22 protein-coding genes and 4 tRNA genes are annotated in these 24,932 nt (G+C 71.3%); 11 read left to right on the plus strand and 15 right to left on the minus strand.

Annotation, left to right across the window (positions count from 1 at the left end; genetic code table 11):
* Positions 1–140: 140 nt before the first annotated feature.
* From ACFY0K_RS31820 to ACFY0K_RS31830, 3 genes are all read right to left on the minus strand, one after another.
* On the minus strand, positions 141–428 hold the full coding sequence (locus ACFY0K_RS31820; protein WP_390642692.1) for a hypothetical protein: 288 nt from the start codon (positions 426–428) through the stop codon (positions 141–143).
* Between the two features lie 68 nt (positions 429–496).
* Positions 497–694, minus strand: a complete 198-nt coding sequence (locus tag ACFY0K_RS31825; protein WP_390642693.1) for a DivIVA domain-containing protein — start codon at positions 692–694, stop codon at positions 497–499.
* Positions 695–712: 18 nt separating this feature from the next.
* The gene (locus tag ACFY0K_RS31830) at positions 713–3,586 is read right to left on the minus strand and encodes a PKD domain-containing protein (RefSeq protein WP_390642694.1); all 2,874 of its coding nucleotides are present in this window, start codon (positions 3,584–3,586) and stop codon (positions 713–715) included.
* Positions 3,587–3,770: 184 nt separating this feature from the next.
* Here ACFY0K_RS31830 and ACFY0K_RS31835 point away from each other — a divergent pair, with 184 nt between their 5' ends.
* Complete coding sequence (locus ACFY0K_RS31835) at positions 3,771–4,253, plus strand: PH domain-containing protein (RefSeq protein WP_390642695.1); 483 nt, start codon at positions 3,771–3,773, stop codon at positions 4,251–4,253.
* Between the two features lie 38 nt (positions 4,254–4,291).
* Here ACFY0K_RS31835 and ACFY0K_RS31840 read toward each other — a convergent pair.
* The 5 genes from ACFY0K_RS31840 to ACFY0K_RS31860 all read right to left on the minus strand — a co-directional run bounded on the left by ACFY0K_RS31840 (position 4,292) and on the right by ACFY0K_RS31860 (position 6,626).
* Positions 4,292–4,365, minus strand: a tRNA-Phe gene (locus ACFY0K_RS31840).
* Between the two features lie 24 nt (positions 4,366–4,389).
* Positions 4,390–4,464 (minus strand) — tRNA-Asp (locus tag ACFY0K_RS31845).
* Between the two features lie 37 nt (positions 4,465–4,501).
* A tRNA-Glu gene (locus tag ACFY0K_RS31850) sits at positions 4,502–4,574 on the minus strand.
* Between the two features lie 81 nt (positions 4,575–4,655).
* Entirely contained in the window at positions 4,656–6,200 is a 1,545-nt protein-coding gene (locus tag ACFY0K_RS31855) for a metallophosphoesterase (protein ID WP_390642696.1), read from the minus strand.
* Positions 6,201–6,275: 75 nt separating this feature from the next.
* Positions 6,276–6,626, minus strand: coding sequence for a metallopeptidase family protein (locus tag ACFY0K_RS31860; protein ID WP_352361908.1), 351 nt, complete (start codon positions 6,624–6,626; stop codon positions 6,276–6,278).
* Between the two features lie 141 nt (positions 6,627–6,767).
* Here ACFY0K_RS31860 and ACFY0K_RS31865 point away from each other — a divergent pair, with 141 nt between their 5' ends.
* The gene (locus ACFY0K_RS31865; protein ID WP_390642697.1) at positions 6,768–7,697 is read left to right on the plus strand and encodes a hypothetical protein; all 930 of its coding nucleotides are present in this window, start codon (positions 6,768–6,770) and stop codon (positions 7,695–7,697) included.
* Here ACFY0K_RS31865 and ACFY0K_RS31870 read toward each other — a convergent pair.
* Complete coding sequence (locus tag ACFY0K_RS31870) at positions 7,685–8,296, minus strand: hypothetical protein (protein ID WP_390642698.1); 612 nt, start codon at positions 8,294–8,296, stop codon at positions 7,685–7,687. The genes ACFY0K_RS31865 and ACFY0K_RS31870 overlap by 13 nt on opposite strands.
* 139 nt (positions 8,297–8,435) lie before the next feature.
* Between ACFY0K_RS31870 and ACFY0K_RS31875 the strand changes: the two genes are divergently transcribed.
* The 6 genes from ACFY0K_RS31875 (at position 8,436) to ACFY0K_RS31900 (ending at position 18,223) form a co-directional block, all read left to right on the plus strand.
* Entirely contained in the window at positions 8,436–8,960 is a 525-nt protein-coding gene (locus ACFY0K_RS31875) for a hypothetical protein (protein ID WP_390642737.1), read from the plus strand.
* A gap of 558 nt (positions 8,961–9,518) precedes the next feature.
* Complete coding sequence (locus tag ACFY0K_RS31880; RefSeq protein WP_390642699.1) at positions 9,519–11,702, plus strand: DEAD/DEAH box helicase; 2,184 nt, start codon at positions 9,519–9,521, stop codon at positions 11,700–11,702.
* 205 nt (positions 11,703–11,907) lie between these two features.
* A complete protein-coding gene (locus ACFY0K_RS31885) occupies positions 11,908–15,030 on the plus strand; it encodes an FG-GAP-like repeat-containing protein (protein ID WP_390642700.1) in 3,123 nt (1,040 codons plus the stop codon).
* A 48-nt stretch (positions 15,031–15,078) separates the two neighbouring features.
* A complete protein-coding gene (locus tag ACFY0K_RS31890) occupies positions 15,079–16,617 on the plus strand; it encodes an amino acid permease (RefSeq protein WP_390642701.1) in 1,539 nt (512 codons plus the stop codon).
* A 109-nt stretch (positions 16,618–16,726) separates the two neighbouring features.
* Positions 16,727–16,799 (plus strand) — tRNA-Lys (locus tag ACFY0K_RS31895).
* A gap of 356 nt (positions 16,800–17,155) precedes the next feature.
* Entirely contained in the window at positions 17,156–18,223 is a 1,068-nt protein-coding gene (locus ACFY0K_RS31900) for an STAS domain-containing protein (protein WP_390642702.1), read from the plus strand.
* Between the two features lie 129 nt (positions 18,224–18,352).
* Here the strand turns inward: ACFY0K_RS31900 and ACFY0K_RS31905 are convergent, their stop codons facing one another.
* On the minus strand, positions 18,353–18,766 hold the full coding sequence (locus ACFY0K_RS31905) for an arsenate reductase ArsC (RefSeq protein WP_390642703.1): 414 nt from the start codon (positions 18,764–18,766) through the stop codon (positions 18,353–18,355).
* Positions 18,767–18,854: 88 nt separating this feature from the next.
* On the opposite strand from ACFY0K_RS31905, the gene ACFY0K_RS31910 reads away from it, so the two are divergent.
* Complete coding sequence (locus ACFY0K_RS31910; protein WP_390642704.1) at positions 18,855–19,163, plus strand: ArsR/SmtB family transcription factor; 309 nt, start codon at positions 18,855–18,857, stop codon at positions 19,161–19,163.
* Positions 19,160–19,942: an aquaporin gene (locus ACFY0K_RS31915; RefSeq protein ID WP_390642705.1), complete on the plus strand. Its 783-nt coding sequence runs from the start codon at positions 19,160–19,162 to the stop codon at positions 19,940–19,942. The genes ACFY0K_RS31910 and ACFY0K_RS31915 overlap by 4 nt, the downstream gene beginning before the upstream one ends.
* Before the next feature lie 140 nt (positions 19,943–20,082).
* On the opposite strand, the gene ACFY0K_RS31920 is transcribed toward ACFY0K_RS31915, so the two are convergent.
* The gene (locus ACFY0K_RS31920) at positions 20,083–20,481 is read right to left on the minus strand and encodes an ArsR/SmtB family transcription factor (RefSeq protein ID WP_390642706.1); all 399 of its coding nucleotides are present in this window, start codon (positions 20,479–20,481) and stop codon (positions 20,083–20,085) included.
* 236 nt (positions 20,482–20,717) lie between these two features.
* On the opposite strand from ACFY0K_RS31920, the gene ACFY0K_RS31925 reads away from it, so the two are divergent.
* Complete coding sequence (locus tag ACFY0K_RS31925) at positions 20,718–22,094, plus strand: FAD-dependent oxidoreductase (protein WP_390642707.1); 1,377 nt, start codon at positions 20,718–20,720, stop codon at positions 22,092–22,094.
* 15 nt (positions 22,095–22,109) lie between these two features.
* On the opposite strand, the gene ACFY0K_RS31930 is transcribed toward ACFY0K_RS31925, so the two are convergent.
* The 4 genes from ACFY0K_RS31930 to ACFY0K_RS31945 form a co-directional block, all read right to left on the minus strand.
* On the minus strand, positions 22,110–22,685 hold the full coding sequence (locus tag ACFY0K_RS31930) for a hypothetical protein (RefSeq protein ID WP_390642708.1): 576 nt from the start codon (positions 22,683–22,685) through the stop codon (positions 22,110–22,112).
* A gap of 360 nt (positions 22,686–23,045) precedes the next feature.
* The gene (locus ACFY0K_RS31935) at positions 23,046–23,462 is read right to left on the minus strand and encodes an O-methyltransferase (RefSeq protein ID WP_390642709.1); all 417 of its coding nucleotides are present in this window, start codon (positions 23,460–23,462) and stop codon (positions 23,046–23,048) included.
* 56 nt (positions 23,463–23,518) lie between these two features.
* The gene (ribA, locus tag ACFY0K_RS31940; protein WP_390642710.1) at positions 23,519–24,160 is read right to left on the minus strand and encodes a GTP cyclohydrolase II; all 642 of its coding nucleotides are present in this window, start codon (positions 24,158–24,160) and stop codon (positions 23,519–23,521) included.
* A gap of 136 nt (positions 24,161–24,296) precedes the next feature.
* Entirely contained in the window at positions 24,297–24,824 is a 528-nt protein-coding gene (locus ACFY0K_RS31945) for a MarR family winged helix-turn-helix transcriptional regulator (protein WP_390642711.1), read from the minus strand.
* Positions 24,825–24,932: the final 108 nt, after the last annotated feature.

Here is a 24,932-nt window from a genome sequence, read left to right on the forward strand (position 1 = left end):
CCTCCCCCAGCCTTCGGCCGGGGGTACCCCCAGCGCCCCTTACGGGGCCGCTTCACAGCCACCCAGCCGCGGGCAGGCATGCCGCAGGGCGGCACGGGTGGGCGTGGCCGCACCCGGTCGGCGCCGGTGAGTGACAGACCTCAGGGGGTTCGCTGGGCCGGGGGCGTAGGGGCTTGGGCCGGGGCGGAGGCCGCGGCGATGGACTTTGCCGTGTTCGACACGGCCTTGATGCCCAGGTACGCCGTGGTCATGCTGCTCACCGCCGTGAAGGCGGCGGTGAGGACGCCGATGATCACGGACTCGTTGCCGCTGAGCCGCCAGACGCCGAAGACCGCGACCCCGGCGATCGCGAGGTTGCTGATGACGACGGCGAGGAGGCCGTAGCGCGCACGGACCTTCTCCAGCTGTATGTCCTGATCCCGGTTCATCTTCCCCACCCTGGTGACGTGTTGACCCGCCAGAACCTAGCGGCGGCGGACCGCGCCGCCAAGGAGGTTCAGGTATGTCCGCCCGCCGCCCTCAACTCGGCCAGCCGGGCATCGACCTGGGCGCGGTCGTATCCGCGGCGCATGATGTCGAAGGCGGGCGGCGCGTCCGGGGCCGTACCCGCGGCCAGGAGTGCGAGGTAGGCATCGACCTGGGCGCGGTCGTAGCCGCGCCGGACGATCTCGAAGCCGTGGACCTCGGGTGCCATCAAGTCCCCTCTCTTTGGTCAGCGCGCCGGGAAGACGTCGTAGTCGCCCAGCAGGTCCGCGTACACGTCCACCGAGGTGGTACCGGCGTTGTAGAGGTCGATCTCGCCGTCGGTGCCGGCCTTGACCAGGGCGCGGGCGGTCGTGGTGTGGCCCTTGGAGAAGCTCAGCGAGTAGACGCCGGGGCGTGAGGTGCCGTCGGGGAAGGCGACGAGGTAGCCGCTGCCGGACGCGGACGGCACCGTGAGGTTCAGGTCGGCGGCGGTGACCCCGGTCGCGGGGACGCCGTGGGCGCCGGTGACCTTGAGCTTGAGGGTGGCGTGGGCGGCGAGCCTGGCGACCTTGCCGGTGCCGGCTCCGGTGCGGGTGTTGAGGATGCGGGCGGGGGTGACGGGCAGGAACTCCGAGCCGTTCGCGGTGGTGCCGTACCAGCCGGCGAGGTCCGCCACGAGGTTCGCCGACGCCTTGCTGTCGTTGTGCAGGACGACCTTGCCGTCGTACACGGGGATCACGACCTGGGCGGTGGCGGTCTGGCCGGTGGTCCAGTAGGGGCCGTTCACGACGGAGTCGTTGGTGCTGTGCGTGGCCACGGTGAGGTCACCGGACGCCTTGGTGGTGGTCGCCGTGACGTCGAGGACCACCGCGTCCGCGCCCGCCGGGACGCCGTGGGTGCCGCCGACGGTCAGGGTGAGCGAATGGTTGCCCGCGACCGGGCTCCGGGTGCCGCCGGTGCCGGTGCGGGTGTCGAGCAGGCGGGCCGGGGTGACCGGGTGGTAGGTGTCGGCGTACTGGGCGTGGGACTGGAGGCCGACCGTGGCGACGTTGACCGTCACCGCTCCGGAGCTGCCGTTGTAGAGGTCGACGGCACCGGTCGGGGTGACCTTCACCGTGGTCTCGGCGGTGGTCGTACGGCCCGGCTCGAAGGTGGTGTCGCCGGTGCCCGGGCGGGTGGTGCCGTGGGGGTAGAGGGTGAGCGCGCCGCTCGCCTTCGCGTTGCTGGTGGCGAGCTGGAGCTGCACCGCGTCCGTGCCGTTCGAGTCGGCCCGCAGCGTGGCCGCCGAGAGCTTCAGGACGCCGTGCGCGGCGATCGTCTTCTCGGTGTCGTACTGCGGGGTCGTCGCGACGAAGGCGTCGGCGGCGTGGAAGGTCGTCCTGGCGGTCGTGGTCCGGCCGAACAGGTCCGTCTGCGTCAGGGTGGCGGTGTAGGTGCCGGGGGCCGCGTACTGGTGCCCGGGCCGCGCCGGCTCCTGGACGTCGGAGAGCAGGTTCTCCCGCGTGCCGTCGCCGTAATCCAGGGTGCGGTACGCGACCTCCCACGGGTCGGCCGGGGCCGCCACCGTGAACTGCGCGGACCCGGCGTCGACCTGTCCGTTCGCGGTGTCCGGGGCGACGGACAGGGCGGTTGTGGGCGGGGTGGCCGTACCCGCCGCCACCCCGGCGTAGGACTTCTCGGCGCTCGTCCCGTCGGGTTCGGTGACGGTGATGCGCGTGGTGTACAGCCCCGGCGTGGCGTAGGTGTGGGCGACCGGGATGCCGGGGGTGCCCGTGGCCGGGTCGCTGCCGTCGCCGAAGTCGACCGAGTAGGCGAGCGGCGCGCCCCAGGCGCTGGTGGCGTCGGTCTTCATGGAGATGCCGAGCGGCGCGAGCCCCTTCGGGGGCGTCGGATCGTCGTCGGCGGAGACGGTGAGGGTGTCCTGCCGCTCCAGGGCGCCCCGGTCGGGGCTGCTCGTGCCGTTGCCGGTGTCGGCGACCAGCAGGTCGTCGACCCGGGGGTGGGCCTCCTGGTCGGTGGTGAGTTCGCCGGGCGCGGTGGCGTCGGCCGAGTCGATCAGGGGGGAGTGCTCGGACGGCGTCCCCGGGGGCGCGATGATCCCGTCGAGGTCATGGGTGCCCTGGCCGGTTCCGCCCCGGAACGCCGCGCTGGTGGCGTAGGAGGTGCCGGCCCAGGAGTACTCGGTGCGGGCCGGGGTGGAAGCGGACCCCCCGCTCGCCGCCACGTTGTAGTCGGCGGTGACCCGGCTCGTGGAGTCGGCCGACACCGCGTAGAGCGGAGCGGTCGGCGCCGGGCAGGCCGTGCTCTGCCTCGAGTTGAGGGTGATGGCCACGTTGTTCTCCACCACCCCGGAACTCCCGCCGTCCAGCGAGATTCCGGCGGCGCAGGGCGTGAAGACCGTGTTGCTGGTCACGTCGGTGCCGGCCGCCCCCGAGACCGCGATGCCGCCCTGCTGCTGCGTGAGGATCACGTTGGTCGTCACGGTGACCCGGGCCGCTCCCGACTCGACCCGCACGCCGTATGCGGTGCCGGCGTAGATCGAGGTCCGTGACACGGTCACGTCCGAGGACGTGCCGTCCACACCGATCGCCGTCCCGGTGACGGGGACCGTCGGGGCGGAGTTGGCGACGTTCAGCCGGTCGAGGGTCACATGGTCGGACCCGGTCACCGCCACCACGTCCGAGTGGTGCTCGTCGCTGAAGGCCAGCGATTCGACGCGTACGTCGTGCACGCCCTTCAGCGTCAGCGCCGGTGCGGAGGCGGGCGTGGCGAGGACCGCCTGCGAACGGCTCGTGGGGAGGGGCGCCCCGCTGAACGTGATCGGTTCGTCGCTGGTCCCCGACCGGGTGAGGGTCACCGCTTGCGAGTACGCGGAGAGGGAGGACCCCAGGATCCGGACCGTGTCCCCTGGCTCGACCACGTCCGCGGCGGCCTGCACGGTGCAGAAGGGCAGGCTCTGCGTCCCCGTCCCGGTGTCGCTGCACGCGACGCCATGGTTCACGTACAGCGTTCCGTCGGCCTCGGGGGCCGCCGTCGCCGTGCCGCTCCCCCAGCCGCTCATCGCGCCCACTGCGACGACCAGGGCGAGGGACAGTCCTACGGCGGGGCGGGATCTGTGCATGAGGTCTCCACGGAGCGTTCGCGGGTGTGGTCACGAGAACGCCGGAGGAGGCAGGTCAGCTCAGCGTTGTCATGCAGTCGTCATGATCGCAGCCCGACTCCAAAGGAACGCCATACTCCGCCCCGGTCTTGCCCAAAAGGCAAGCCGGCGGAGCAGGTTGGCGGGCCACTGTCACACTGCACGGATGAACGAGACGGTGTTTCGGTACACGCGCAGGCAGCGCTTGGCGATCTGGGCTTACGCGTTGGGGATGGCGGTCTGGGCCGGGGCGGTGAGCGTGCGTGCCGCCAGGTACCTGGCCGACGGCCAGACCGGTTCTGCCGTGGGTCTGTGGTTCATGTTCGGGCTGATACCGACCGTGCTGTTCGTACCGCTGGCGGGGATGCCGACGGGGTGGACACGCATCGACGCGGAGGGCCTGCGCACCCGCGGGATGACCGGCCGCAGGCGCGTGGCCTGGAAGGACATCGAGAGCATCCACGGGCTCGCGGGCCGTGGGCGCAACGGGAGCATCACCCAGATCGGGGTCACCCGGACCGACGGCACGTCGTTCCTGCTGCCCATCCCCTTCACCTCGGGAAAGATCGCCGAGGATCCCGATTTCCACGAAAAGCTGGAGCTGATGCGCCGGGAGTGGAAGAAGCACGGCGGACGGGGTGGGGAATGAGAACAGCCCCTCCGGAATCCCGGAGGGGCTGTCTGTTGTGGCTGGGGCCGGGGTCGAACCGGCGACCTATCGCTTTTCAGGCGATCGCTCGTACCAACTGAGCTACCCAGCCACGAGGTTTCACGTGAAACCCCAGCGGTCCTGACGGGATTTGAACCCGCGGCCTCCACCTTGACAGGGTGGCGAGCACTCCAAACTGCTCCACAGGACCAAGCTGTGTGTGCAACAGTGTCGCACACGATCTTGCGTGCCCCCAACGGGATTCGAACCCGTGCTACCGCCTTGAAAGGGCGGCGTCCTAGGCCGCTAGACGATGAGGGCTATCGGCCCGCCTGGGCGCTTCGTCAGCGCGTCGGGGACGTGAGAAGCATATGGGATGGCGGGGAGTATCGCCAAAACGGTTTACGGCGCTGAGGGCGAGGGTGTGCTGGTCGTGCTCCCTGAGGGTGACGGGCTCCGCGAGGGGGACGGGGTCGCGCCCGGTTGGTTGTCCTCCGGGAGGTGACGGCTGACCTCGGCCGTCGTCTGTCCCAGGCCGCCCAGTCTGATCTCGTCCCAGGCCTGGAGCCGGTGGCTGTCCCGGTCGAAGTAGAGGATCGAGGCCTCGATCGGGTCCGGGTACTTCCCCTCGACGGCCCGTAGCCCGCTGCCGCCGGTGGAGCCCTCCACGCGGAGCCGGGTGCCGTGCGGCAGGAGCTCCGTCTGCTCGTGGTGGAGGTGGCCCGCCAGGACCAGCGGCACCTCGCCGTCCGTCATCCGGGCCGCCGACGGCTCGTGGACGATCGCCACGTCTACCGGGGTGCCGGCCGCCCGCTGCTCGCGCAGGGCCGTGGCGAGGCGGTCCCCGGCCAGTTCCTCGGACGCGTCGCCGCCGAGGACGGAGGTGCGGTCGGGGGTGAACTGGGGGTCGCCGATCCCGGCGAAGCGCAGCCCGGCGACCGTCTCGGCGAGGCCGTCGTCCAGGACGTGCACGTTCTTCATACGGGAGAGGTAGTGCTGGGTGGTACGGGAGTCATGGTTGCCCCGGACCCAGACGTACGGCACGCCCAGGTCGGCGACGGGGTCCAGGAAGCCGTTCTCGGCCGCGGTGCCGTGGTCCATGGTGTCGCCGGAGTCGACGATCACGTTCACCTTGTACTGCTCCACCAGCGAGGCGATGATCTTCCAGCTCGCCGGGTTCAGATGGATGTCGGAGACGTGCAGGACGCGCAGGGTGGCCGGGTCCGGGGAATAGGCCGGGAGCGTGGACGTGACGTCGTACAGCTTCGTCACGTTCGTCACCAGGCGGGCCAGTTCCTTCTGGTAGACGTCGAATTCGGTGACGATGCTGCGCGCGTTGCCGACCAGCGCCGGGGCGGAGGAGAGCAGGCCGGAGTACCTCGGTTCGAGGACCGACTCGGGGTTCCAGGTGGCGAAGGCGGTCGCGCCGGACGAGGCGAGCAGGGCGAGGGCGAGACCGCCGGCGGCCAGGGCGCGGCGCGGGCGGCGGTAGACGGCCAGGCCGAGGGCGGTGGCGCCGGTGACGACGGCGACGCAGGAGCGTACGGCCAGGTCGAGGGTGCCGTGCTCGACGTCGTGGGCGACCTCGTCCTGGAGCCCGGAGAGGCGCTCGGGGTGGTCGACCAGGGCCTGGGAGCGGGCCGGGTCGAGCTGGTCCACGTTGACGTCGAGGCGGACCGGGCCGGAGTGGGTGTCCAGGTAGAGGGCGCCCAGCGGGGAGACGTTGATCTTCGTGCCGCCGGTGAGGGACGGGCGCAGCGTCATCGTCGTGTCCATCGGGCCGACCTGGGCGCGGACGTTCCCGACGATCAGCAGGCCGAGCCAGGCGCCGACGAGCACGACGGCGGCCAGGCCGAGGACGCGGCTCCAGACGGGCGGCGCATGTGCCTCGGGGGCGAGTTCCAGGACGGGCAGGCGGGCTCGGGTTCGGGTGCGGACGCGGGCCATTGGTGCCGTATGCCCAGGATCACCGGCTCATATGCGGCGGTTCGTGCCCCTCGACGGGTTCAGGAGCCGGGCGGGTCAGCCCCAGCCCAGTTCGTGGAGGCGGGCGTCCCCGATGCCGAAGTGGTGCGCCACCTCGTGGACGACGGTCACGGCGACTTCGTGGACCACGTCCTCCGGCGTCTCGCAGTACCGCAGGGTCGGTCCCATGTAGATCGTGATGCGGTCGGGGAGGACCCCGGCGTACCACTCGCCGCGCTCGGTGAGCGGTGTCCCCTCGTAGAGGCCCAGCAGCTCCGGGTCGTCGGCGGACGGCTCGTCCTCGACGAACACGGCCACGTTGTCCATGACCCGCGTCAGCTCCGGCGGGATCCGGTCCAGGGCCTCGCTCACCAGTTCTTCGAACCCGTCGCGGGTCATCTCCAGCACAGGGCCATTGTCAGGGACGAACGCGCGCAACGGAGGTTTCCGGTCTCTATTGCACGCCTGTGACAGCGTGCGCACAGCTCCGTCATCCCCCCTGGCAACACTTCTGTCATCGACCTGGTCATGCACCCTGGGGGGAACCCGATGTCCGCACGTTACCGTCGTCGCACCACAGCGGCCGCCGTCACCGGTGTCGCCGCGCTGCTGGCCGTGGCCGGCCTGTCCGCCACCGCGACGGCCGCTCCCGCCGCCAAGGCGGTGAGCGTGCCCCGGGGGCTGACCATCAGCGACGGCACCCGGCACGTCCTCGTCGGTGGCAGGTCGATCGACTTCGGTACCGTCGTCCGCGACCTGGCCTGGAACCCGAGCGGCAGCAAGGCCGCCTTCGTCGACGGCCACGGCAACCTCGTCGTCTCGGACCCCGACGGCAGCCACCGGGTCACCGTCGCCGCCAACCCGGGCAACCAGACCTGGTCCCACCCGACCTGGCAGGTCGCCGCGGCCGACCGGACGAACGGCATCCCCGCCAAGAACAACATCATCTTCTCCGCCAAGATCCAGGGCAGCACCGTGCTGGAGAGCGTCAAGGCCACCAGCAACCACGGCAAGCCGGCCAGGATCAGCCTCAACAGCGACGACCCGGAGACGGGTGCGCTCCCGAAGACGAACAACACCTGGCCGAACGTCGGCGGGTCCTACGGCACGGCCGTCTACGAGAACACGCACAACGGCGAGGTCTACATCCGGGACGACTACCTGCGCCAGCAGGGCGGCCCGCTGACCAAGGGGTCCGAGCCCGCGCTCTCGCCGGACTCGGAGGAGGTCGTCTTCGTCCGCTCGGTCGGCGGCCACGACCACCTCTTCGTGGACGACCTGACCGCCGGCACCAACGCCGTCAAGGACATCACCCCGCACGCCACCACCGACTACACCGAGCCCACCTGGTCGCCCAACGGCAGGACCATCGCGTTCCGGACCCCGAACGGCACCTACACCGTCACCAAGTCCGGCCACGGGTTCGGCAACCCGGTCAAGGCCTCCACGCACAAGGGACTGCCCGCCTACCGCGGCTGACCGCCATCCGGGCCGCTGCCGGAGCGGCCGTCCGGGCCGGCGTCCGAGCGGGCGAGTTCGGCCCGCAGCGCCGCCAGGTGCTCGTCGGCCGTGTCGTGCGGCAGGAACTCGACCACGTCGAGGAAACGGAACAGCACCTGGGACCTGGTGACGGCGAACTCGTAGTCGGCGAACCCCACCACGGCGCCCAGCTTCCCTCGCACAGCACCCCGGACGACATGCGCGGTCATGTCGTCCGGGGTTTCCGCGCTGGTGCCCCGCCTGGCGTTGGGACGGGCCAAGTACGGGCAGACCATCGAGGCGTAGAGCATGCACGCGCGGTGCCCGGGTCCCTCCAGGGTCGGCGCGAGGTTCCGGTACGGCCGTCCGGCGGCCAGCGCGTCGCGGATCGCGGCACTCTCCGCGGCGCCGACCACCCGCCACACCGGGCCCCTCGGCATCAGGGTGCCGCAGACGGAACACCGCCTGTTCCGGGCGCACTCCGCACTGCGCCCGTAGTCGGTGAGTGCGAACTGGGGGGCGTCGCCCTCCCACGGGGTGATGGCGGGCACGGGGTAGCCGCGGCTGTCACGAGGTCTGGCCTCGACGCTCGCCGGCATGGGAACGGAGTCGAATCGCACACCCCATGGTGAACCACCCGTCCGCGCCCCCGCGACGGCCGGGCGGCGAGGCGTGTCCTCTTGTGGGCGGCGGGAGTTGGGCAGGTTGACTTCTCTCTCCGCCCCGGAGGTGGCCGCCGTGCGCCCCTTGTACGTACCCGTCCGTCTGGCCGTCACGGTGATGGCGGTCGCGGCCGCCGCCGGCTGTGTGAACGTGGGGGACGACGCGGGCAAGGCCAAGCCGTCGCACTCCGCGGGGCACCGGGACGGTGACGCGGCCGACGGCGGGTCGGGGGTGTCGGGCGAGGGAGGTGCGGGGTACGGCGGTGTGGTGGCCGACGGGAAGCGCGGACACGGGGAGAAGGCGAAGCCGGGGGAGTCGGCGTCGGCGTCCGCGAAGCCGACGAAGGGGGCGAGCGTGGCGCCTGCCGTGCCGGCGAAGCCGGGCAGGAGCGTGGTGCCGGGGGTGCCGGCCGGGCCGACGGGGGCTCCGACGACCCCCGCGCCCCCGGCGGCCTCGCCCACCCCGCCGCCGGACTCCCCCACCCCGCCGCCTCCGGCGACGGATCCGCCGTCCGCCGAGCCGTCCTCGTCGGCACACGAGGACACGGGGACCCAACTGGTCCAGCGGGAGCCGGCACCGGCGGCGGGGAAACCGGCGTAGGGGGCGGCGCCGGACGCGGGGGTGCGGGTGGTTTCTGCACCGCCGGGCCGCGCCGCGGGGGCTGAGCGCCGTTGCGGCGGGAAAAAAACTTTCTGGCGGCCCGGCGGGGAAGCCACGGCGGCTGCGGCGGTCCGGGTGGCGAGTCCGACGTCGGCGGGCGCATTCAGTGCGGTCGGAGAAGGTGGTCTCGGGATGGTCTCGGGCGGGGGGAAGAAGACGGTGGGCTCGGGTGTTGGGGGACCTGTAGGGCTACGCGTCCGGTCTGTCTGATCCGGTGCACGTGATCTGTGTGATCTGTGCGTCGATGGATTGGCGTGAGCGTCGATGGGGCTGTGGTGAACCTGCTGTGAGCTGCGCGGTTGCGGCTCGGTTTGCCTTCGTGGGTGTTGGGTGCGTATGGTGGTAGATCGTTTGATCCCATTTGCCCGGCGCCACCGCAGAGCGCGCCGTGTGGCGCGTACTCTCCCTTGCCGTGGCGGACCGCATTGAGGCGGTCGTGAGCGAATCACGGAGTTGACGGGCGCGTGCCGAAGAGACTCCGGAAGGTTTCGCATTCGCATGTCCGTGTCCAGTAATGATCAGATCGTCGTGCCCGAGAACATCCAGGACGACGAGCTGGTGACCCAGGTCTCCGAGGAGACCGCTGACACCACCGACACCACCCCCCAGACCACCTTCGCCGACCTCGGCCTCCCCGAGGGCGTCGTGCGCAAGCTCGCGCAGAACGGCGTGACGACCCCCTTCCCGATCCAGGCCGCGACCATCCCGGACGCCCTGGTCGGCAAGGACATCCTCGGCCGTGGCCGCACCGGCTCCGGCAAGACCCTCTCCTTCGGTCTGCCCACCCTGGCCACGCTGGCCGGCGGCCGTACCGAGAAGAAGCGGCCGCGTGCCGTCATCCTCACCCCCACGCGCGAGCTGGCGATGCAGGTCGCCGACGCGCTCCAGCCCTACGGCGACGTCCTCGGCCTGAAGATGAAGGTCGTCTGCGGCGGTACGTCCATGGGCAACCAGATCTACGCCCTGGAGCGCGGCGTCGACATCCTCGTCGCCACCCCGGGCCGCCTGCGCGACATCATCAACCGCGGCGCCTGCTCCCTCGAGGACGTGCAGATCGCCGTCCTCGACGAGGCCGACCAGATGTCCGACCTGGGCTTCCTGCCCGAGGTCACCGAGCTGCTCGACCAGATCCCGGCCGGCGGCCAGCGGATGCTCTTCTCCGCCACGATGGAGAACGAGATCTCCACGCTGGTCAAGCGCTACCTGAACAACCCCGTCACGCACGAGGTCGACAGCGCCCAGGGCAACGTCACGACGATGTCCCACCACATCCTCATCGTGAAGCCCAAGGACAAGGCGCCGGTCACCGCGGCCATCGCCTCCCGCAAGGGCCGCACGATCATCTTCGTCCGCACCCAGCTGGGCGCCGACCGGATCGCCGAGCAGCTGCGTGACGCCGGTGTGAAGGCCGACGCGCTGCACGGCGGCATGACCCAGGGTGCCCGCACCCGGACGCTGGCCGACTTCAAGGACGGTTACGTCAACGCGCTCGTCGCCACCGACGTCGCGGCCCGCGGCATCCACGTCGACGGCATCGACCTGGTCCTCAACGTCGACCCGGCCGGCGACCACAAGGACTACCTGCACAGGGCCGGCCGCACCGCCCGTGCGGGCCGCACCGGCACGGTCGTCTCGCTCTCCCTGCCGCACCAGCGCCGCCAGATCTTCCGCCTCATGGAGGACGCGGGCGTCGACGCCGGGCGTCACATCATCAACTCCGGTACCGCCTTCGAGCCCGAGGTCGCCGAGATCACCGGCGCCCGTTCGATGACCGAGGTCCAGTCCGAGTCCGCGGCCAACGCGGCGCAGCAGGCCGAGCGCGAGGTCGCCCAGCTCACCAAGGAGCTGGAGCGGGCGCAGCGCCGGGCCGCCGAACTGCGCGACGAGGCCGACCGCCTGGTCGCCCGGGTCGCCCGCGAGCGCGGCGAGGACCCGGAGGCGGCGGTCGCCGAGGCCGCCGCCGTGGCCGAGGCCGCGGTCGCGGTGGCGGCCGCGGAGCAGCCGGCCGCCGAGGCGCCGGCCCGTCAGGAGTCCGCCTCGTCCTCCTCCTACGAGCGTCCGCGTCAGCAGCGTGACGAGCGGGGCAACTACGAGCGCCGTGACCGCCGCGACGACCGTCCGTCCGGTGGCTTCCGCCGCGACGACCGCCGTGACGGTGACCGTGGTGGCCGTTCCTTCGAGCGTCGTGACGAGCGTCCGTCCGGTGGTTTCCGCCGTGACGACCGTCGGGACGGCGGCGACCGCGGTGGCTTCCGTCGTGACGACCGTGGTGGCCGTTCCTTCGAGCGTCGTGACGAGCGTCCGTCCGGTGGCTTCCGCCGCGACGACCGTCGTGACGACCGCCGGGACGACCGTCGTGACGGTGACCGCGGTGCCCGTTCCTTCGACCGCCGTGACGAGCGTCGGCCGTTCGACCGGGACCGTGACGACCGTGGTGGCCGTTCCTTCGAGCGCCGCGACGACCGTTCGTCCGGTGGTTTCCGCCGGGACGACCGTCCGTCCGGTCACCGTGGCAGCGACCGCCCGTTCAACCGTGACCGCCGCGACGACCGCCCGGGCTTCCGCAGCGGCGGCCACAGCGGCCACGACCGCCCGTTCGGCCGCCGCGACGACCACCGCGGTTCGTCCTCCGGCTCCTTCGGCCGCCGCGACGACAAGCCGCGCTGGAAGCGCAACGGCTGACACACCTTCATGAACGGCTGAGCGCCGCGCCCCGCACCGGGACGCGGCGCTCAGCCGTTTCCGGGGCCGGACATCGGATCGGAAAACGCTCTCGGTGTTCCGCCGAAGTGGCCGTAAGATCGGCTCACTTCAGCGGGGGACATGACAGCCGGGGGCAGGGCAACCGAGCGGCGAGCGTCCCTCCTTTCCACGGGGAGGATCCACCTTGGCGCGTCACGCCTTCGTGTCCGCGGCGGTCGCCGTCGCAGCGTCCGCCGCGCTGGTCACCGCCTTCGGTCCGGTGGGCGCCGCGGTCGCGGTCGGCACCGCGCAGGAGACGGTCGTACCGGCCACCTACCGCAGCTCGAACCTCACGGCCTCAGTCCTCTACACCAACTCCCTCGCCGGCGGCGACGGCGCGGGTGCGCAGGGCGTCTTCCACCGGCTGGAGGGCCACTCACGAGCGGTCTGGACGCGGTACTCGGACGGCGCGTCCTTCGACACGCCGTCGGCCATGGGCGGCAGCACGTTCTACAACTCCGGCACCGGCAGCGATGTCCTCACCTACCGCCACGGCGACGGCCGTATCGACCTCTGGAACGCCGTCGACGGCACCACGAGCACCGTCCAGGTGCCCTCGGACCAGTCGGTCTACGGCGTCTTCGGCACCACCGTCGCCACCAACCAGACCGTCACCTACGCGGACGGCACCACCGGCAGGATCAAGCGCCTGCTGACCCCCGGCGCCGACGGCACGACGAACGAGGTGACCGTGGGCGGGGCGCCGGAGGGCATGGTCCTCGGCGGCCCGGTGCGCGGAGACGCGGACGGGCTCGTCTTCCGGGCCACGCTGGACGGTTCTGCGCGCCTGGCCCAGGTCGATCCGAAGACCGGTCAGGTCACGGGCTGGACGTCCGCCCTGCCCTCCGGATCCACCCTCGGGGTCAGGGTCTCGCCCGACCACGTCGTCGCCTATACCGGAGGCAACGCCACCACGGCGTACGTGTACTCCCGCGCCGACCTGTCGGCGGACCCGGTCGCGGTCACCCTGGACAACCCGTCGAGCAACGGGGTGTCGCCCACCGGCATCGCGATCGTCGGCGACTGGCTCGTCCACCAGCCGGGAGGCCGGGGGCCGGTCACGGCCGTACCGATCGCGGGCGGCGACCCGGTCACCCTGCTCGCCGCTTCGAACAGCGGGATCTCGATCGCCCAGGACGGCAGCGCGGTCGTGGTCGGCCGCACCGGCGCCGACGACTGGGGCATCCAGCACATCACCGCCGGCGCCGACGGCAGGCCGGCCGTCACCATGGCCAAGCCGCTGCCGAAGCCGCCGTACCCGGTCCAGGGGCTGTCACTGGACCAGGGGCGGCTGGTGGAGGCGGACGAGAGCTACTCCGGGGGACGCGACACCTACGGCCGTACCGTCGCCGCGACCGGCACGCCCACGTACGGCGCGCGCTCGAACTACGACGGCACGGACGTGCTGGTGGGCACCTGCTCGGCGACGGACGTCGGCTGCTCGCAGCTGTTCGGCACGGCCTCGGGCCAGACCGTGTGGCTGGAGCGCGACGCCGGCGGCTCCGGCGCCTACGCCCTGCTCCGGGCGGCCGGCCCCGGGCAGTACTCCTACCGGGAGAACTACGTCCCCGTCGGCGGCCGGATCACCGACGTCTCCGGCGAGTACGTCCTCTACACCACCGACACCCAGCAGTACGTCTACAAGATCGGTGACAGCGCGGGGCCCAAGGTCACCCGCACCCCTGGCGCCGCCGCCCTCTCCGGCGACCTGCTCTGGACGAGCGCCACGGCTCCCGGGCAGGTCAGCGCCTACGACCTGGCGGCGAGGAAGACCGTCGAGACGCTCACCCTCGACAACGGCGGCTGCGCACCCACCGAACTCCAGGCGAACGGCCGCTACCTGTACTGGAACTGCGGCGGCACGGCGGCCGGGGTCTACGACCGTACGGCGAAGAAGTCGGTGCCCGTGCCCGCCGACGAGGCGAAGCTCGGGGACGGGTACGTCGTCACGCACGACAGGAAGGCCGGGCAGCTGGTGCTGACCGCCGTCGCCGGCGGGAGCCCCGTCAGCCGGGTCATCGGCGAACTGCCCGACACGGGTGTCCCGCAGCGGGACGTGCGCTGGACGGTCGACGAGTCCGGGGCGAACGCGGCCTACGTCGATGACGAGGAGCAGATCCACCTCGTCCCGTCCGGGGTGCCGCAGCAGCCGCTGCGACTGCTCTCCCCGGCACAGAACGCGCCCTCGGTCGACCCGACGCCGGTCGACACGACCGCGGACACCCTGACCACCCTGCTGCTGTCGAAGCCGGCCGCGGGATGGCAGCTGACCGTGCGTTCGAAGGCGACCGGGAAGGTCGTGGACACCGCGAACAGCGGCGCCGAGGTGCGCGGTGAGCTGAAGGTCGGCTGGTTCGGCATGGACCGGACGGCCCCCGGGGACGTGCCGCTGCCGAACGGGGCGTACGCGTGGACGCTGTCCGTCACGCCCGCCGACGGGACCGGGGCGAACCTCCAGGTGACCGGTTCGGTGCGGATCGGGACCGGCAGCCCGGTACGCCACGACCACGTCGGCGCCGACGGCATCGGCGACTTGCTCACCCTCAACTCCTCCGGGTCGACGCTGACCTTCCAGCAGGGCACCGGCAAGGGCGGCTTCGCGGGGACGGTCTCCGGGAAGGGCTGGTCGACGAAGACGCTCGCCGTGCCGTACGGCGACCTGAACAACGACCGCTGCAACGACGTGCTGGTCCGCACGCCGGCCGGCGCGCTGCGCGCCTACAAGCCCGCCTGCGGCGCCGCGCTCACCTCGTCGACGCCGTACACGACCCTCGGGGCGAGCGGCTGGAACCAGTACGACGTCCTCACCTCGCCCGGTGACCTGAACAAGGACGGCCGCCCCGACCTGCTCGCCCGCAACGCCTCCACCGGCGCGGTCTACCTCTACAGGACGACCGGCACGGGCAAGCTCTCCGCGCGCGTGCAGCTGTACGGCAACTGGAAGACGTACAAGAAGGTCGTCGGCGCCGGGGACCTGAACGGCGACGGCATCGGGGACCTGGTCGCGCAGGACAGGGCGAACAACCTGTACCGGTACTACGGCACCGGCAAGGGCACCTTCGGGAGCCGGGTGCGGATCGCCACCGGGTGGGGGGCGTCGTACAACGCGGTCGTCGGCGTCGGCGACATCACCGGGGACGCGCGGAACGACCTGGTCGCGCGCGACACGGCCGGGAACCTGTACCGGCTGAGCGGCAGCGGCAAGGGGACGTTCGCGGCCCGGGTGAAGATCGCGACGGGCTGGCAGGGCTACAAGGGCCTTTTCTAGCCAACTTGTGACGCATGTCACGCCCCCGGTGAGGGAATCGCTGGGGGCATGACAGATGACGCGACAGCCAAGTCGCTCTCCGGCCCGGCTCCCGGCGCGCTCTCCGACGAGGAGCGGCTCGCCCAGCTCGGCTACACCCAGGTCCTGGCCCGCCGTATGTCGGCCTTCTCGAACTACGCGGTCTCCTTCACGATCATCTCGGTCCTCTCCGGCTGTCTCACCCTCTACCTCTTCGGCATGATCACCGGCGGTCCGGCCGTGATCACCTGGGGCTGGGTGGCCGTAGGCCTGATGACCCTCTTCGTCGGCCTCTCGATGGCCGAAATCTGCTCGGCGTACCCGACCTCGGCGGGCCTCTACTTCTGGGCCCACCGCCTGGCACCGCCCCGCAGCGCCGCCGCCTGGGCGTGGTTCACGGGCTGGTTCAACGTGCTCGGCCAGGTGGCGGTGACGGCGGGCATCGACTTCGGCGCCGCGTCCTTCCTGGGCGCGTACCTGAACCTGCAGTTCGACTTCACGGTCACCCCGGGCCGGACGATCCTCCTCTTCGCGGCGATCCTCGTCCTGCACGGCCTCCTCAACACCTTCGGCGTCCGCATAGTCGCCTTCCTCAACAGCGTCAGCGTGTGGTGGCACGTGCTGGGTGTCGCCGTCATCGTCGGCGCGCTGACCTTCGTCCCCGACCACCACCAGTCGGCGTCCTTCGTCTTCACGAAGTTCGTGAACGAGACGGGCTGGAGCAGCGGCCCGTACGTCGTGCTCCTCGGCCTCCTGATGGCCCAGTACACCTTCACGGGCTACGACGCCTCGGCGCACATGACCGAGGAGACCCACGACGCGGCGACAGCGGGCCCGAAGGGCATCGTCCGCTCGATCTGGACGTCCTGGATAGCCGGCTTCGTCCTCCTCCTCGGCTTCACGTTCGCGATCCAGTCCTACGACAAGGAACTGACGTCCCCGACCGGCGCGCCCCCGGCCCAGATCCTCCTGGACGCGCTCGGCGCGACCTCCGGCAAACTCCTGCTCCTCGTCGTCATCGGCGCCCAGCTCTTCTGCGGAATGGCCTCGGTGACGGCCAACAGCCGCATGATCTACGCCTTCTCGCGCGACGGCGCGCTCCCCTTCTCCCGCGTCTGGCACACGGTCAGCCCGCGCACCCGCACCCCCGTGGCGGCGGTCTGGCTGGCGGCCCTCTCCGCGCTCGCCCTGGGCCTGCCCTACCTGATCAACTACACGGCCTACGCCGCCGTGACGTCGATCGCGGTGATCGGGCTGTACGTGGCGTACGTGATCCCGACGCTGCTGCGGGTGCGCAAGGGCGACGCGTTCGAGCGCGGCCCCTGGCACCTGGGCCGGTGGTCGCAGGTCGTCGGCGTGGTCTCGGTGACCTGGGTCGTGATCATCACCGTCCTCTTCATGCTCCCGCAGGTCTCCCCGGTCACCTGGAAGTCCTTCAACTACGCCCCGGTCGCCGTCCTGGCCGTCCTCGGCTTCGCCGCCGTCTGGTGGCAGGCATCGGCCCGCCACTGGTTCCTCAACCCGGACAGAGCACGCTCCCAGGACCCCGCCAAACTGGTCGATCTCTGACCCACCGGACCCCGCCCGTCCCACTTCTGCCACGCGACGCGGCCACGACCCCGATACCCGATCGGCCAGACGCCTCCGTCCGGCTATGCTCGGGGAGGCAACATCGCCTGGGCCGTTAGCTCAATTGGCAGAGCAGTGGACTTTTAATCCATTGGTTGTGGGTTCGAGTCCCACACGGCCTACCGGTGGTGGGCGGGGTACATGACCCCTGACCTGCTGTGCAGCGCCTGGTCCGACTTCGGTCGGGTCGGGCGCTGCCTCGTTCTCGGGCCGTTGCGTGAGCGTTAGGTGAGCGGGAACGGTGCACCCGTTCCGGGTGAGCCCGCCGGTGCTCCGGGTCGAGGCGGCCGACGGCGTACGGTGGAGGTACCGAGGGCATCACGCACTCCGGCTGTCCTGCCGGGTCGTCCTCGGCGAGAGACGAACCCCGGGCCGTCCGAGCGCCGGTGCGGAGACGGGTCGGCGTCATGCCCGCCGCGATCACCACAACTTCGCACCTCTCCCCGGTCGTTGCGCCGCCCTTCCGAAGTGCGGGGTGATGGCCGTGCAGCGCCTGGACATCCACCGGCGTGACCGGGGGGAGCGCGCCCTCGTGACGCTCGTCGGTGACATCTGGCCGGCCACGACGCCCCTGCTGCGGGCCGCGCTGGAGCAGTGCCTGCGTGACGGAATGACCGCCATAGACGTCGATCTCACCACGGTCCACTCCTGTGACGCCAAGGGCCTGGACGTCTTCCTGACGGCGTCACGGCGGGCCGGCCGGGTGCGCGCCTGCCTGTACCTCCACCATCCGTGCGCGCAGATCACCCGGCTCCTCGCCGCCACCGGCTCCGCACCCCTGCTCCTCGCGACCCCAGCACATCCTGTGCTGCCTGCCCTGCTCCGCGATCTGCCGGCCGCGTCCGCGGCGGGTCCGTCAGCGCCGGGGACGCAGACGTCCGACGATCGTGCCGGTGCACCTGTCGTCGAGGACGGGATCCGGCTGCGCAGACTGACACGCCGGCAGGCGGAGGACATGCGAGAGGACATCGCCGACCTGGCCCTGGCGTCCGCCGTCGGCTTCACCGGAAAGGTGTACCGGGAGCGGGGCGACTTTCTGCGGCGGCTTGCCGTCAGCGCCCGACGGCCTGGCTTCGCTGTGCTGGTGGCCGAGACGACGGTGCTGGTGGGGTGCGTCTTCGGATTTCCGGTGGGCCCCGCAGGCCGGTCCGAGCGGGGGCTGCAGGAGAGTGTTCAACGGCTCACCGGCTGTTCCCGGTTCCTGCTCCTCACCCAGGTCGTGGCGCACCAGCACCCTCAGCAGCGGGTCATCGGCCGCCGTCTGCAACAGCGTCTGCTGACCGACGGGCGCGCCGAACTCGGAGTCGCCCTGCTCCACCCGGCCGACCGGGCCGGACAGACCCTCTACGACTCCTGGGGCTGGCGGAACCACGGGGAGTTGGTCGGGCTGCCCTGCCGGAGTACTCCTTGCGTGCTGACCCTGTCCCGGGAGCGCGGATCTTCGCTGCCCGCGCCTCGGGCCGCCCGGTCCAGGCCGGGCGTAGCTTGGGAGACACCGGGAGCATGCCGGGCGCACGACTCCCACAGCGCCGTTTCCGGCGAGTGACGAGCGCGGGCAGCCCCAGGCAGCCCGGTACGGGATCGCACGATCACCGAGGTCCCATCACGGGGGTCGCCCCCACCACGCTTTCCAAGTCTTCGTCCGGGGAACAGCCTTTTGGTTCACCGTCTGCGGTCAGCGCTCTACCGGGACATCGAGGTCGTCGAGGAGGCCGCGGACGCGGCGTTCGATTTCGTCGCGGATGGGGCGGACGTCTTCGACGGACCTGCCGGCGGGGTCGTCCAGGGTCCAGTCGAGGTAGCGCTTGCCGGGGAAGACGGGGCAGGTGTCGCCGCAGCCCATCGTGATGCAGACGTCGGACTCCCTGACGGCGTCGACGGTGAGCATCTTCGGGACCTCGGCGGAGATGTCGATGCCGACCTCGGCCATGGCCTGGACGGCGGCCGGGTTCACGTTGGCGCCCGGGTCGGAGCCGGCGGAGCGGACCTCGACGCGGTGCCCGGCCAGGTGGGTCAGCCACGCGGCGGCCATCTGGGAGCGGCCGGCGTTGTGGACGCAGACGAACAGCACGGAGGGCTTGTCGGACATCAGAGGTCTCTCTTGTCTCGCAACAGAACGGGCACGACATATCAGTACCCGATGGTGTCAGTCACCGCTGATGTGACAGTATCAGCGCATGCTGACGTCAGTCGACACTGATCTGATCCGGGTTCTGGCCGACCCGCTCAGGCTCCGGATCGTGACCCTGCTCGCCCAGGAGACGCTGTGCACCACGCACCTCGTGGAGGAGACGGGCGCGAGACAGACCAACCTCTCCAACCACCTGAAGGTGCTGCGAGAGGCTGGGGTCGTGGAGACGGAGCCGTGTGGCCGGTTCACGTATTACAAGCTGCGTCCGGACGTCATCGCCTCGCTCGCCGGTCAGTTTGCCGACCTGGCCGAGTCCGCCCGCGCCGCCGCAGAGAACAAGAGGGCCTGTCCATGACCGCCGCCGAAGCCGTCCCGGCCGAGGAGTCCGCGGCCGCGGCGCCTTCGGCCGAGTCCGTCGCGCCCGCGCCCGGTGCGACCCCGCCGCGCACCCCGCTGGTCGCCCGGGCCGCCGCCGAACTCACAGGCACCGCGGCACTGGTGGCGGTCGTGGTCGGCTCCGGCATCCAGGCCACCGAGCTGACCAAGGACGTCGGTCTGCAGCTGCTGGCCAACTCCACGGCCACCGTCTTCGGCCTCGGCATCCTCATCCTCCTGCTCGGCCCGGTCTCCGGCGCGCACTTCAACCCCGTGGTCACGCTGGCCGAGTGGTGGACGGCACGACGTGGCGGGGCCGGGGTCACCCTGCGCGAGGTGGCCGTGTACCTGCCCGCGCAGATCGTGGGCGCCATCGCGGGGGCGATCCTGGCGGACGCGATGTTCGGCGAGCCGCTGGTGAAGTGGTCTACGCACGATCGCTCCGCCGGACACCTGCTGCTTGGCGAAGTCGTCGCCACCGCCGGTCTGATCCTGCTGATCTTCGGCCTGGCCCGGGCGGACCAGCTGCGCTTCGCGCCCGTCGCGGTCGCCTCCTACATCGGCGCCGCCTACTGGTTCACCTCGTCCACGTCCTTCGCCAACCCGGCCGTGACGATCGGCCGCGCCTTCACCGACACCTTCGCGGGCATCGCACCGGGTTCGGTGCTGGGCTTCATCGGCGTGCAACTCGTGGGCGCCGTGGTCGGACTGGCCCTGGTGGCCCTCATCTTCATGCCCGGCCGCAAAGCTGCCGAGTGACATCTGCTGCCCGGCGACTCCGGTCGACGGCGCCCATGCCGGGCTCGTCATCGAGCTCCCTGCGGTTGAAGAGGTGGAGCGCTACGCCCAGCTCTGCCACCCCCGGTCTGCCGAAGCTGCGTGAAGACGGTCCCCGGTGCTCAGCCGGTGGCCGGTCGCCTCGGGATCGTGGTCGGCGCAATGGTCAGGAGCCTTCCCATCGCGGCCAGCACCGACGGCTCGACCCGGTAGTACACCCAGGTGCCGCGCCGCTCGGAGGTCAGCAGGCCGGCGTCCTTGAGCTTCTTCAGATGGTGGGAGACGGTCGGCTGGGAGACGCCGACGTCGGAGATGTCGCACACGCACGCCTCGCCACCCTCGTGCGAGGCGACTGAGGAGAAGAGCCGCAGGCGCACCGGATCGCCGAGCGCCTTGAACATCCGCGCCGCCACGTCGGCCTCCTCCGCCGTGAACGGACGCTCGGTGAGCGGCGGACAGCACGCCGCCACGGCGTCGGGCGCTTCGGACTCGACCAGTGGCAGCACCTGGGCATTCGACATGCGTCTATGTTGACACATGTCGAAGCAAGGGCGGGAGGCGTGGCCGGTCGCAAGTGAAGCGGGCTGCCGGACGTCGGGCGGTGCCGCGGCATCCGCAGGCTCCGCGACCAATCCAGCCGACTGTCGCCGATCGCCCGCTCGGCCTAATTCGAGAAATTTCTATGTTGACGCTTGTCGAAACAGGTGCCACGCTGGGCCGCAAGTCATCGACAAACGTCGAAACAAAGGGGAGTCTCGTGAACGCGCCCGCCACCCACCAGCTGCCCATCGCGGTCATCGGAGCCGGCCCCGTCGGCCTGGCCGCAGCCGCCCACCTAGTGGAGCGCGGTCTCGAACCCCTGGTCCTGGAGGCCGGACCATCCGCCGGTACCGCCGTTCGCGACTGGGCACACGTACGGCTGTTCTCCCCCTGGGCCGAGGTCACCGACCCCGCCGCCGAGAAGCTCCTCGCCCCCACCGGCTGGGTCCGCCCCGATGGCTCCGCCTACCCGACCGGCGGCGACTGGGCCGTGCAGTACCTGCAGCCCCTCGCCGACGTCCTCGGCGACAAGATCCGCTACGGCGCCACCGTCACCGGTGTCGCCCGCGCCGGCCGCGACCGCATCGTCGACTCCGGCCGCGAGGAGCAGCCCTTCACCCTCCACATCCAGCACGCCGACGGACGCGAGGAGCGGATCACCGCCCGCGCCGTCATCGACGCCTCCGGCACCTGGTCCACCCCCAGCCCCGCCGGCGCCGACGGCCTGGCCGCCCTCGGCGAGAAGACCGCCGCCGACCGCATCACCTACCGCGTCCCCGACCTGGGCGACCCGGCCATACGCGCCCGTTACGCGGGCAGGCGCACCGCCGTCGTCGGCTCCGGCGCCTCCGCCTTCACCGCCCTCGCCCTCCTCGCCGACCTCGCGAAGGAGGAGGGCGGCACGCACGCGGTGTGGATCCTGCGTCGCGGCATCGGCGCGAACACCTACGGCGGCGGCGAAGCCGACCAGCTCCCAGCCCGAGGCGCCCTGGGCCGGCGCGCCAAGGCCGCAGTCGAGGCCGGCCACGTAAGCGCGGTCACCGGCTTCCGTACACAGGCTGTGGACCGGGACGGCGACCGGCTCGTCCTGGTCGCGGAGGACGGCCGCCGCCTCGACCCGGTCGACGAGGTCATCGTCCTGACCGGCCTGCGCCCCGACCTGTCCTTCCTCTCCGAGGTCCGCCTCGGCCTCGACGAGCGCCTCCAGGCCCCGACCGCCCTCGCCCCGCTCATCGACCCCAACGTCCACTCCTGCGGCACCGTCTACCCGCACGGCGTGGGCGAGCTCTCCCACCCCGAACAGGGCATCTACCTCGTCGGCATGAAGTCCTACGGCCGCGCCCCGACCTTCCTCGCGATGACCGGTTACGAGCAGGTCCGCTCCATCACCGCCGCGATCGCCGGCGACCGGGAGGCAGCCGAGCGCGTCGAACTGGTCCTCCCCGAGTCGGGGGTGTGCGGCGGAGCGGGCCTCTTCGACGAGCCGGCCAACACCGAGCAGTCCGGCGGCGCATGCTGCGCCGCCCCCGCCACCCTCCGGATCGGCGTCGGAGCTACGGATGCGGCGTTTTCGGAGCTCGGCGTCCTCCGCTGACTGCCGGCCCCGCCGTTACCGCCAGCCGCCCGTGAGGTCGCTGCTCAGTTGGGCGTTGCAGATGGTGTAGCCGCCCGAGGCGTGCGCGTTCTTCGTTTTCCCGTCGACGCTGACCGAGCAGTTGATGTCACCGGATCCCTGCAGCTGTGCCATCACGTCGACGTACAGGGCCTGGTCCTTCAGCGGCAGCGTCGCCTCGAACCTGCCTTTTCTGAAGGTGCCCTTGCGGGTGTCGGTGTCGGAGCCGTAGGTGATGTCGAGGCCGCCGAGGGCGCCGGCCGGGGCGGAGCCCCACACCTTGAAGACGACGGTGTGCGCGGGCGCGTCGCTCTTCGGGGTGCCGTTCTGCTTGGCGTCCTCGGCCTTCCCGGCGCTGCTCCTGCCTTCGGCGGCGCCGGTCTTCGTGGCCGACGGCGTCGCAGCGGCCTTGACGTGGCCGGAGCCGCCGACCGCCGCGCCGACCGCGCCGATCAGTACGACCAGGCCGACCAGGCCGAGACAGCCGAGCCCCACGATCTTGCCCGCGCCGGGCCTCCGCCGCGGCGGCTGCGCCTGGAACGGCGGTGCTCCGTAGGGCTGCTGGTCGTTCATGGGTCCCCCTGGCCGTTTTGCTGACGGATGTGCCGTGTGTGACATCTGCGGACGCTGCGCGGTTGCCGTCGCCCGGCGGATTCACCCGAAGGTGGATACGGGTCCGCGCGTCACCCGTGCGCCGTCCTCTGCGCGTCATCCGGCGTGTTCCCCATCTGCAACAGCGCCCGGTCGCGGCGCGGGTGATGCTCAGCGCACCCGAACCCCGGTCAGCACCCCGTAGCCCACCTCGTGCAGGTCGACGGCGAACTCGGGTGACGTGGCGAGCAGTTCGCGGAAGGCGGCCACCTGGTCGCGGTGGCTGACCGCGTTGTCGACGGCGAGGATGCCGTACGGCTTGAGAACGCCTCGCAGGTGCGGTCAGTAGCCGGCGTACGCCGGTCGCTCGGCGTCGAGCACGACCAGGTCGACGGACGCGTCCGGGGTGCCGGCCAGGGTCTCGGCACCGTCGGCGTGGCGGACGTCCGCGTACCCCCGTACTCCCGCCCGCTCCAGGTTGGCCAAGGCCGCGGTGACCCGGGCGGCGTCGGTGTCCACGGTCGTCAGGCGGCCGCCGGTGTCGCGGAGGGCGTCGGCGAACCAGATCGCCGAGTAGCCGTTGGAGGTGCCGATCTCCAGGACGGACGTGGCGCGCCGGGCCCTGATCAGCGTGGAGATCAGCCGGGCCGCGTCCGGAGTCATGTCGCGCGGCCTCGGCAGCCGGTCGGCCAGCGGGCCGTCGTGCGCCCGGCCCTCCTGGTAGAGGTCGTCGAGAACACGCGCCGGCTGGTCGTCCACGGAGGCTCCCCTCGTCGGTGTGCCTGCCGTTGGTAGCACACCGCGTCCGGCGGTGCTCAGCCCGCGTTGAGCTCCGTCAGCTCGGTCAGCGGCAGCGTGTGCTGGGTGTGCAGGACCTTGGCGCGCAGGTAGCGGACGTTGTGGGCGGTGCTGAAGACGCCGGTCGGGACGCGGTCCCGGACGGTGACGCCGAGTCCGCGCAACTGCTCCGCCTTGTCGGGGTTGTTGGAGAGCAGGTCCAGGTCGGTGATGCCGAGGGCGGCCAGCATCTGGGCGGCGGCGGTGTAGTCGCGGGCGTCCTCGGGCAGGCCGAGGGCGGCGTTCGCCTCGTAGGTGTCCAGGCCCTGGTCCTGGAGGGCGTAGGCGTCGAGCTTGTTGTAGAGGCCGATGCCGCGGCCCTCCTGGCGCAGGTAGAGCAGGACGCCGCCGCGCTCGCCGATGCGCTCGACGGCCTCGCGCAGCTGGGGTCCACAGTCGCAGCGGGCCGAGCCGAAGACGTCGCCGGTCAGGCACTCGGAGTGCAGGCGCACCAGCGGGAGGGTGCCGGGGGCGGGCTCGCCCAGGACGACGGCGACGTGCTCCTGACCGTCGGTCAGGCCATGGAACGTGACGAGTTCGGCGTTGACGCTGTAGCCGTCGTTGAAGCGCAGCGGGACCCGGACGCGGGCGCGCTGGGTGGCGGCGGGGAAGTCGGTCATCGGGATCTCCAGTGGGACGTCGCGGGTGCCTGCTTCAGATTTGAAGCAGATCCACGGCTGGAACCCTACCTCATGCTTTAAATTTGAAGCAACAGATTTCCGTACGGTTTCGGGAAAGCAAGGGTTCGGAAAGGTGTCAGGAACCGGAACAGGGCGACGACGACCGGCGCCGCCACGGCAGCTCGTCCGACGTCGGCCGCGGAGTCGACTCGTCACCCTGCAGCGCCCGCGCGATCACGGAGCCGATCTCCTCGAGCTGCTCCACCTGCTCGGCGGAGAGATGGTCGAAGACCGCCGCCCGTACCGTCTCCACATGGCCGGGCGCCGTGCGCTCCAGTACCGCCATGCCCTCGTCCGTCAGGATCGCGAAGCTGCTGCGCTTGTCCCACTGACAGTCCTCGCGCCGGATCAGCCCGTCCTTCTCCAGCCGGGTCACGGCGTACGTCAGCCGGCTTCGGGTGATCTTCGACTTCTCGGCGAGATCGGTCATGCGCAGCTTGCGCTCCGGCGCCTCGGAGAGGTTGGCCAGGATGCCGTAGTACAGATGGGGCATGCCGGCGTCCTGCTGGAGCTGCCGGTCGATCGCGTCCTCCAGGAGGTGCGTCGCCGCCATGTAGGCGCGCCAGGCGCGCTGCTCCTTCGGAGTGAGCCAGCGAGTCGTCATGCCACCAGTGTAGGTTTGTTTCAAACTTTAACCAAGCGTCCGTGTCAGAGCAGGCAGGCCGATCGCCGATCCCGGCCGGCCAGCCCGCCCGCCGCCAGGAGTGAGCGC

The organism is Streptomyces sp. NPDC001507, assembly GCF_042894765.1.
In the GTDB taxonomy this organism is placed as follows: Bacteria; Actinomycetota; Actinomycetes; order Streptomycetales; family Streptomycetaceae; genus Streptomyces.

Coding starts and splice junctions, on each gene's coding strand:
- ACFY0K_RS31820 (WP_390642692.1), bottom strand. CDS start 428: ATGAACCGGGATCAGGACATACAGCTGGAGAAGGTCCGTGCGCGCTAC.
- ACFY0K_RS31825 (WP_390642693.1), bottom strand. CDS start 694: ATGGCACCCGAGGTCCACGGCTTCGAGATCGTCCGGCGCGGCTACGAC.
- ACFY0K_RS31830 (WP_390642694.1), bottom strand. CDS start 3,586: ATGCACAGATCCCGCCCCGCCGTAGGACTGTCCCTCGCCCTGGTCGTC.
- ACFY0K_RS31835 (WP_390642695.1), top strand. CDS start 3,771: ATGAACGAGACGGTGTTTCGGTACACGCGCAGGCAGCGCTTGGCGATC.
- ACFY0K_RS31855 (WP_390642696.1), bottom strand. CDS start 6,200: ATGGCCCGCGTCCGCACCCGAACCCGAGCCCGCCTGCCCGTCCTGGAA.
- ACFY0K_RS31865 (WP_390642697.1), top strand. CDS start 6,768: ATGTCCGCACGTTACCGTCGTCGCACCACAGCGGCCGCCGTCACCGGT.
- ACFY0K_RS31870 (WP_390642698.1), bottom strand. CDS start 8,296: ATGCCGGCGAGCGTCGAGGCCAGACCTCGTGACAGCCGCGGCTACCCC.
- ACFY0K_RS31880 (WP_390642699.1), top strand. CDS start 9,519: ATGTCCGTGTCCAGTAATGATCAGATCGTCGTGCCCGAGAACATCCAG.
- ACFY0K_RS31890 (WP_390642701.1), top strand. CDS start 15,079: ATGACAGATGACGCGACAGCCAAGTCGCTCTCCGGCCCGGCTCCCGGC.
- ACFY0K_RS31900 (WP_390642702.1), top strand. CDS start 17,156: ATGGCCGTGCAGCGCCTGGACATCCACCGGCGTGACCGGGGGGAGCGC.
- ACFY0K_RS31905 (WP_390642703.1), bottom strand. CDS start 18,766: ATGTCCGACAAGCCCTCCGTGCTGTTCGTCTGCGTCCACAACGCCGGC.
- ACFY0K_RS31910 (WP_390642704.1), top strand. CDS start 18,855: ATGCTGACGTCAGTCGACACTGATCTGATCCGGGTTCTGGCCGACCCG.
- ACFY0K_RS31915 (WP_390642705.1), top strand. CDS start 19,160: ATGACCGCCGCCGAAGCCGTCCCGGCCGAGGAGTCCGCGGCCGCGGCG.
- ACFY0K_RS31920 (WP_390642706.1), bottom strand. CDS start 20,481: ATGTCGAATGCCCAGGTGCTGCCACTGGTCGAGTCCGAAGCGCCCGAC.
- ACFY0K_RS31930 (WP_390642708.1), bottom strand. CDS start 22,685: ATGAACGACCAGCAGCCCTACGGAGCACCGCCGTTCCAGGCGCAGCCG.
- ribA (WP_390642710.1), bottom strand. CDS start 24,160: ATGACCGACTTCCCCGCCGCCACCCAGCGCGCCCGCGTCCGGGTCCCG.
- ACFY0K_RS31945 (WP_390642711.1), bottom strand. CDS start 24,824: ATGACGACTCGCTGGCTCACTCCGAAGGAGCAGCGCGCCTGGCGCGCC.